Here is an 8,607-nt window from a genome sequence, read left to right on the forward strand (position 1 = left end):
TTTCTTTGGTGACTTGCTTTTGGCGAAGCAAAAGAAAGTTACTGCGCCGCCGGGCGCACACCCCGGCCTCCGCCCTTCAAGTAGGCATGCAGCTCAGATCAGCGAGCGAAACAAAAAATCAACCCCGCCCCTCAGCCGCCTGATGAATCGCCGCCCGAATCCTCGGATACGTCCCACACCGGCACGCATTGCCGCCCATCGCGGCATCAATGTCTGCATCGCTGGGTTTGGGTGTTTTTTTCAGCAGCGCGCAGGCCGACATGAGCTGCCCACTCTGGCAGTAGCCGCACTGCGCCACGTCCAGCACCGTCCACGCGGTGCGCAGGGCGGTGGCTTCGGGGCCTTGCAGGCCTTCGATGGTGGTCACGTCGGCATCGCCCACGGCCGACAGGGGCGTGATGCATGCGCGCACGGGCTCGCCGTTCAGGTGCACCGTGCAGGCGCCGCACAGGGCCATGCCGCAACCAAACTTGGTGCCGTTCAAATGCAGCTCGCCGCGCAGCACCCACAGCAGCGGGGTGTCGGGCTCGGCGGTGACGGAGATGGCTTTGCCATTGAGGCGCAGGGTGGTGGACATGGTGGTTCCTTGAATCGATTCAGGCCAGTTTCAGGGGCAGTGCGCGCAGGCGCTGCCCTGTCAGGGCAAACAGCGCATTGGCCACCGCAGGCGCAATGGGCGGCACGCCGGGTTCGCCCACGCCCTCGGGCGGTTCGGCGCTGTCGATGATGTGGGTTTCCACCCGCGGGCAGTCGGCCATGCGCTGCAGCGGCACGTCGTGGAAATTGCTTTGCTGCACTTGCCCATCTTTCAGCGTGATCTCGCCATAAAGCGCCGCAGTCAACCCAAACACCACGCCGCTTTCCATCTGCTGCGCGATCAGGTTGGGGTTGATGGCCGCACCGCAGTCGACAACGCACACCACGCGGTGCACGCGAATGGCCTTGTCCACCCCCACCGACACCTCGGCCACCTGCGCCACGATGGATCCAAACGACTGGTGCAGCGCCACGCCCCGCGCCCGCTGCTCGCCCGCTGCACCCGGCGCCAGTGGCTTGCCCCAGCCCGCCAGCTCGGCCGCCTTTTGCAGCACCTTCAGATGGCGCGGGTGTTTTTGCAGCAGTGCGGCCCGGAAGGCCACGGGGTCTTGTTTGGCAGCCGCAGCGGCTTCGTCCACAAAACTTTCTTTGAAGAACGCCTGGTGCGAATGCCCGACCGATCGCCAAAAGCCCACGGGCAGCGGCAGGTCGACGATCTCGTGCGCGACGCGGGCATGGGGCCATTCATAGGGCTGGTCAAACGCGCCTTCGGCGGTGGTTTTGTCCGGCCCCGCGCCCGCCAGGCCAAAGGTGCGGATCAGCACCTGCGGCACGATAGCCTGGCCGACCGACACGTTGTGCCATGCCACCAGCTGGCCCTGTGCATCAAACCCGGCCTTGAAGCGTGCCAGACACGCGGGGCGGTAGAAGTCGTGTTGTGTGTCCTGCTCGCGGCTCCACAGCGTCTGCACCGGCGCGCCACCCGCCACCTTGGCAATGGCGGCGGCCTGGGCTACGTAGTCGGCCTCCAGCCGGCGGCCAAATCCGCCACCCAGCAGCAGCTGGTGCACGGTCACTTTTTCATCATCAATGTCCAGCGCCTTGGCGGCCGCGCGGCGGGCCAGGCCCGGCACCTGGGTGGATGTCCACACGGTGGCGGCACCGTCCTTGAACAACACGGTGCAGTTGATGGGCTCCAGCGCCGCGTGGGCCAGGTAGGGCGCGCGGTAGTCGGCGGTGATGGTGCTGGCCGCGCCCTGCATGGCGACGTCCACATCGCCCGCGCTGTGGTAACCAAAGCCCTTGGCTTCGTCCAGCGCCTGGGTCAGCCGCGCCATCACGGTGTCGCTCGACAAGGTGGCGGCGGGGCCGTGGTCCCATTCCACGGTGACGACGGCGACCGCCTTCTTGGCGTGCCAGGGGGTGTCGGCAATCACCGCCACGCCGCCGGTGCCGCCGTGGTACGGCGCCACGGCCAGCACGTGTTTCACGCCGGGCAGCTTCTGGGCCGCGGCTGCATCAAAGCGGGCCACCTTGCCTCCGCGGGTGGGGCACATCACGATGCTCGCGTGCAGCAACCCAGGCGGGTTGGCGTCGATGCCGAACACGGCCGTGCCGTCGAGTTTGGACGGCGCCTCGATGCGCGTGAGGGGCTTGCCGATCAGCTTGAACTGCGCGGGCTCTTTGAGTGTCACCTTGCCCGGCATGGGCTGCTGCGCGGCCAGCGCCGCCAACTCGCCAAACGTGGCGCGTTGGCCCGCGGAGTGTTCCACCCAGCCTGCGTTGGCGGTGCACTCGGTGGCCTGCACGCCCCACTGCGCGGCGGCGGCGCGGATGAGCATCGCGCGCGCATGGGCGCCAGCCTCGCGCATGGGCAGCCACAGGTCCTTGATGCTGCTCGATCCGCCCGTCATCATCACGCCCACCTCGCGCATGGTCTTGGCCGTCAACCAGCCCGCCACGGCCTTCATCGACCCATCGTTGTCGGGGTGAAACGGCAGGCCATCCACCACCGTGGCCAGGTTGTTGTAGATGTCGTCGATGGGTGTCATCTCGACCCGCACCTGCGCCCAGTCAGCGTCCAGCTCTTCGGCCAGGATGGCGGCCAGGCCCGTGTGCGCGCCCTGGCCCATTTCCGACTTGGCCATCATCACCGTCACGGTGTTGTCGGCCCCCACCTTGACCCAGCCGTTCAACGCGGCCTGCCCGCTGGTCTGCGGCAACGGGTCGGACGGGTGCAGGCGCTGGCGCGGCGGCATCACGCCCCAGCCAATGACCAGCGCGCCCGCCGTTGCGGCGCCGCCGAGGAGCACTGTGCGTCGTTTCACCATGGGTTCATTCCTTTTGGGGTGAGCGGGGGAGGGTCGTTGCTGCCCATCGTAAATCCGTGAGGGCTTTTCACCACCAGAGTGGGGCAGCAGATTTTGAGTGTTTTTGGCCTCTAGCGCTTATATATCAAGCGCTAATAGCTACTAATTGCATAGCGTTTCGCCTACCCGACACAACGCAGGTGCCCAAGCTCTGCGTATGGGCAGCCGGACCTCCGTGTACGCCACCCGGCGTATTTCCCAAGCAGGCCCCGCTCTCCAGAATCCATTCCATCGCTCGATCACCCAGGGCCCCGCAAGGGACCGGCGAGCGAAGCGGTTTGATTGTTGGATTGATTGAAACCACCACCGGAGAAGCACACATGCAACGTCGTTATTCCCTCAAGGCCCTTGCGGCCGTCGCTACGCTCGCTGGCCTGTCTGCGCTGCCAGCCCACGCGCAGGACACCATCAAGGTCGGCATCCTGCACAGCCTGTCGGGCACTATGGCTATCTCTGAAACCGTGTTGAAAGACACCGTGCTGATGGCCATCGACGAGATCAATGCCAAGGGCGGCGTGCTGGGCAAGAAGCTCGAACCCGTGGTGGTGGACCCAGCCTCCAACTGGCCCCTGTTCGCTGAAAAGACCAAGCAGCTGCTGGGTCAGGACAAAGTTTCGGTCATCTTTGGCTGCTGGACCTCGGTGTCGCGCAAATCGGTGCTGCCGGTGGTCGAAGAAATGAACGGCCTGCTGTTCTACCCCGTGCAGTACGAAGGTGAAGAGCTGTCCAAGAACGTGTTCTACACCGGCGCCGCGCCCAACCAGCAGGCCATCCCTGCGGTGGACTACCTGATGAGCAAGGACGGCGGCTCTGCCAAGCGCTGGGTGCTGCTGGGCACCGACTACGTCTACCCCCGCACCACCAACAAGATCCTGCGCGCCTACCTCAAGTCCAAGGGCGTGAAGGACAGCGATATTGACGAGAAGTACACCCCGTTTGGCCACTCTGACTATCAGACCATCGTGGCCGACATCAAGAAGTTCAGCCAGGGTGGCAAGACGGCGGTGGTTTCCACCATCAACGGCGACTCCAACGTGCCCTTCTACAAAGAGCTGGGCAACGCGGGCCTGAAGGCCAAGGACGTGCCAGTCGTCGCATTCAGCGTGGGTGAAGAAGAACTGCGCGGCGTGGACACCAAGCCTCTGGTGGGCCACTTGGCCGCCTGGAACTACTTCCAGTCCATCAAGAGCCCCGAAAACACGGCCTTCATGAAAAAGTGGGGCGATTACGCCAAGGCCAAGAACATCGCGGGCCACAAGGACAAGCCGTTGACCAACGACCCGATGGAAGCCACCTACATCGGCATCAACATGTGGAAGCAAGCGGTGGAAAAGGCCAAGAGCACGGACGTGGACAAGGTCATCGCCGCCATGGCCGGCCAGACCTTCAAGGCACCGTCGGGCATCGTGAGCAAGATGGACGAAAAGAACCACCACCTGCACAAGAGCGTGTTCATCGGCGAGATCAAGGCCGACGGCCAGTTCAACGTGGTGTGGAAGACACCTGGCCCCGTGAAGGCCAAGCCATGGTCTCCGTACATCGAAGGCAACGACAAGAAGCCTGACGAACCCGCGAAGATGTAAGCACCCCCTGAGCGGCTGCGCCGCTTCCCCCTCTCTCACGCTGCGCGTGGGAGGGGGACGCCCCCAGCGCACGCAAGCGAAGCCCCGCATGCGCGGCTTGGCGGCCCTTGCGCGGGGCACTGGCATGGGCTGCGCTCACTGCACAGGCTGGCCGTTTTTCTTGACTCAATGGCCCTTCCATGCTTTCCTCCATTTTTTCCCGACTGATCGCCTGCGTTCTGTTGTGTGCAACTGCGCAGGCGCACGCACTCACCGCCGAGCAGGCCCTGGCCATGGCCGCAGGCGACACCGACGACCGCGTAGCCGCCCTGCAGAAAGCCGTGGTGGAGCCCAGCGACCGCATTGAAGATTTTCTGAAAGCGCTGGCCGCCGATGAGGTCAAGGTTGCGGCAGGCAAGGCGCTCATCGTGCGCAATGACAAAGGTGTGGACCCCGCCACCGGCGCCGAAGTGGCAGTGCCTGCGGACGCCGAAGACATCATCAACAACAACCGCATGCGCGGCGAGATCGACACGGCCCTGGCGGGCTTGGCGCTGTTTGGCAAAGACGAAGCCAAGCGCATGGCCGCTGCCAAAGCGTTGACCCGTGAGCCCGACGTGGGTCGCCTGCCGCTGCTGGACAAAGCCCTGGCGCAAGAAACGCGCGAGAACATCAAGGTGCAGCTGGAACTGGCCCGCGCCGCGACACTGCTGGGCAGCGAAGACGCCGCACAGCGCATCGCCGCAGCCGAGGCCTTGTCGAAAAGCGCCACGCCCGATACGCGCCTGCTGCTCAACGAGCGCGTGACGGTAGAAGAAGACCCCAAGGTCAAAGCTGCACTGCAAACGGCCCTCAAGGGGCTTGACGAACAACTGGCCTGGGGCGAGCGCCTGGGCGCCGCGTTCTCGGGCATCAGCCTGGGCTCCATCCTGCTGCTGGTGGCGCTGGGCCTGGCCATCACCTACGGCCTGATGGGCGTCATCAACATGGCCCATGGCGAGCTGATGATGATCGGCGCCTATGCGACCTACGTGGTGCAGGGCATTTTTCAAAAGTATTTCCCAGGCGCGTTTGACTGGTATCTGGTGGCCGCGCTGCCACTGGCGTTTGGCGCATCCGCCGCTGTCGGCGCGGTGCTGGAGCGCAGCGTGCTGCGTTTTCTGTACGGCCGCCCGCTGGAGACACTGCTTGCCACCTGGGGCATCAGCCTGGTACTGATGCAGCTTGTGCGCACGATTTTTGGCGCGCAGAACGTGGGCGTGGAAAACCCCGCGTGGATGAGCGGCGGAGTGCAGGTGCTGTCCAACCTCACGCTGCCCTACAACCGCTTGGTGATCATCGGCTTTGCGATTGCCGTGCTGCTGGGCATGGGCTACCTGATTGGCCGCACGCGTCTGGGCCTGTTCGTGCGCGGCGTCACGCAAAACCGCCCCATTGCCTCGTGCATGGGCGTGAACACCGCACGCATCGACACCATGGCGTTTGCGCTGGGCTCGGGCATTGCGGGCCTGGCCGGTTGCGCACTGAGCCAGGTGGGCAACGTGGGCCCCGACCTGGGCCAGAGCTACATCGTGGATGCGTTCATGGTGGTGGTGCTGGGCGGCGTGGGTCAGCTGGCAGGCACTGTTTACGCGGCCCTGGGCCTGGGTGTGCTCAACAAGTTTCTGGAAGGCTGGGCGGGCGCGGTGCTGGCCAAGATTGCGGTGCTGGTGTTCATCATCATCTTCATCCAGAAGCGGCCCCAAGGCATCTTTGCGGTCAAAGGCCGCACAGCGGATTGAGTGGCCGACAGCGATAGCAGACACACCATGACTACTCCTTCTTCTTCTACCCCTGCCTCTATCCAGCTGCCCGCCCCGGCGCCCCTGCTTTCGCGCAGCGGCTGGTCTGCCTTTTTTGTGGCGCTCATTGTGGTGTGCGCCGTGGCGCCCGTGCTCAACCTGTGGGTGCCAGCGGGCAGCGCGTTCCACATGAGCGACTACGCCGTGGCGCTGCTGGGCAAGATCATGTGCTACGCCATCTGCGCGCTGGCCATGGACCTGATCTGGGGCTACACCGGCATCCTCAGCCTGGGCCACGGGCTGTTTTTTGCGCTGGGCGGCTATGTGATGGGCATGTACCTCATGCGCCAGATTGGCCGCGACGGCAACTACAAAAGCGACCTGCCCGACTTCATGGTGTTCCTTGACTGGAAGGAGCTGCCCTGGCACTGGATGCTGTCCGACAGTTTTGCCGCCACGCTGATTCTGGTGGTGGCGGTGCCGGGTGTCATTGCGTTTGTGTTCGGCTACTTCGCTTTCCGCTCGCGCATCAAGGGCGTGTACTTTTCCATCATCACCCAGGCCATGACGTACGCGGCCATGCTGCTGTTCTTTCGCAACGAAACGGGTTTTGGCGGCAACAACGGGTTTACCGACTTCAAGCGCATTCTGGGCACGCCCATTGCCACGCAGAACATGCGCATGACGCTGTTTGTGCTGACGGGTTTGACGCTGCTGGGCTTTTATCTGCTGGCGCGCTGGCTGGTGCGCAGCAAGTTCGGCCGCGTGCTACAGGCCGTGCGCGACGCTGAAACACGCGTCATGTTCTCGGGCTACTCGCCGCTGCCCTACAAGCTCACCATCTGGACCATCAGCGCCATGATGTGCGGCGTGGCAGGGGCCTTGTACGTGCCCCAGGTCGGCATCATCAACCCCGGCGAGATGAGCGCCGCCAACTCCATCGAGATCGCGGTGTGGGCCGCCGTGGGTGGCCGCGCCACGCTGATCGGTCCCATCGTGGGCGCGTTCATCGTCAATGGTGCCAAGAGCTGGCTCACGGTGACGGCGCCGGAGTTCTGGCTGTATTTTCTGGGCGCGCTGTTCATCGCCGTCACGCTGTTTTTACCCAATGGTGTGGTGGGCCTGGTGAAGAAAATAAAAGACAAGACAAGCAAGAAGGGAGCTGCGCAATGACGCCCGACCTGATGGAAGAAGGCGCGCGGCGTTTTCAGGACAAGCTGGCACCTGTGGCTACGGGCCAGACGGAATCCGGCGGCCGTGCCGCAGGCTTCTCGCGCATCGCCACGCCGGGCGAGGTGGACATCACCCATGGCCGCATCCTGTACCTGGAAGACGTGAATGTGAGCTTTGATGGCTTCAAGGCCATCAACAACCTGAGCCTGGACATTGCCCCCGGCGAGCTGCGCTGCATCATCGGCCCCAACGGTGCGGGCAAGACGACGATGATGGACATCATCACCGGCAAGACGCGGCCGGACAGCGGCACGGTGTACTTTGGTTCGACCATCGATTTGTTGCGCCACAACGAGCCGGAGATCGCGAGCCTGGGGATCGGACGCAAGTTTCAAAAGCCCACGGTGTTCGAGCAACTGAGTGTTTTTGAGAACCTGGAACTGGCTTTGAAGACGCACAAGGGTGTGAAGTCGAGCATGTTCTTCCGGTTGGATTCTGCGCAGTCAGACCGGTTGGCGGAGATCCTGCACACCATTCATCTGGCGGACAGCGTGACGCGCATGGCGGGGAACCTGAGCCATGGGCAAAAGCAGTGGTTGGAGATTGGGATGCTGTTGATGCAGGATCCGAAGTTGCTGTTGCTCGATGAGCCTGTGGCGGGGATGACGGATGAGGAAACTGCGCGGACTGCGGAGCTGTTTTTGACGCTCAAGGGCAAGCATTCGCTGATGGTGGTGGAGCATGACATGGGGTTCATTCGCACCATTTCGGAGATTGTTACGGTGTTGTGTGATGGGTCGGTTTTGGCGCAGGGGACGTTGGATCAGGTGCAGGCGGATGAGCGGGTGATTGAGGTTTATTTGGGGCGGTGATGGTTGCTCGCTCTTTGCTCTGTGACCTTGCAACTGAATTTCATCCGTTCGGGCTGAGCTTGTCGAAGCCTGGGTGTGTTTGTCCCCAGGCCGTTCGGGCTGAGCTTGTCGACGCTGGGGCGTGCTCTTCGGGAAAGCATGCTCGCGTTGAGGGCGGAGGCCGGGGGTCGCCCGGCGTGCGAGTAACTTTCTTTCGCGTCGCCGAAAGAAAGTCACCAAAGAAAGGGCGACCCCCAGTCTGCGACCCCTTCGCGGAGCGAAGGGGCGACCTGCGTCGGGACGGTTGCGGGGTGCGCCGTGGTACTCACTGCGC

6 protein-coding genes are annotated in these 8,607 nt (G+C 63.7%); 4 read left to right on the plus strand and 2 right to left on the minus strand.

The genetic code is table 11. The features are described 5' to 3' along the window. Window positions 1–118 precede the first annotated feature (118 nt). Window positions 119–577 carry a (2Fe-2S)-binding protein gene (locus ACK41V_RS22785; protein ID WP_409785836.1) on the minus strand — a complete coding sequence of 153 codons (459 nt, stop codon included), beginning with the start codon at window positions 575–577 and terminating at the stop codon, window positions 119–121. Between the two features lie 19 nt (window positions 578–596). Continuing rightward, window positions 597–2,867 carry a molybdopterin cofactor-binding domain-containing protein gene (locus tag ACK41V_RS22790; RefSeq protein WP_409785838.1) on the minus strand — a complete coding sequence of 757 codons (2,271 nt, stop codon included), beginning with the start codon at window positions 2,865–2,867 and terminating at the stop codon, window positions 597–599. A 359-nt stretch (window positions 2,868–3,226) separates the two neighbouring features. On the opposite strand from ACK41V_RS22790, the gene urtA reads away from it, so the two are divergent. From urtA to urtD, 4 genes are all read left to right on the plus strand, one after another. Continuing rightward, a complete protein-coding gene (urtA, locus tag ACK41V_RS22795; protein WP_409785839.1) occupies window positions 3,227–4,489 on the plus strand; it encodes an urea ABC transporter substrate-binding protein in 1,263 nt (420 codons plus the stop codon). A 179-nt stretch (window positions 4,490–4,668) separates the two neighbouring features. Further along, window positions 4,669–6,249 (plus strand): urea ABC transporter permease subunit UrtB, encoded by a 1,581-nt coding sequence (gene urtB / locus ACK41V_RS22800; RefSeq protein WP_409785841.1) that lies wholly within the window; start codon window positions 4,669–4,671, stop codon window positions 6,247–6,249. 27 nt (window positions 6,250–6,276) lie between these two features. After that, on the plus strand, window positions 6,277–7,422 hold the full coding sequence (gene urtC / locus ACK41V_RS22805; RefSeq protein ID WP_409785842.1) for an urea ABC transporter permease subunit UrtC: 1,146 nt from the start codon (window positions 6,277–6,279) through the stop codon (window positions 7,420–7,422). Further along, on the plus strand, window positions 7,419–8,294 hold the full coding sequence (gene urtD, locus ACK41V_RS22810) for an urea ABC transporter ATP-binding protein UrtD (protein WP_409785844.1): 876 nt from the start codon (window positions 7,419–7,421) through the stop codon (window positions 8,292–8,294). Before urtC ends, urtD begins: the two co-directional genes overlap by 4 nt. Window positions 8,295–8,607: the final 313 nt, after the last annotated feature.

The sequence above is a fragment of the Acidovorax sp. genome, from assembly GCF_046291265.1.
Lineage (GTDB): Bacteria > Pseudomonadota > Gammaproteobacteria > Burkholderiales > Burkholderiaceae_C > Acidovorax.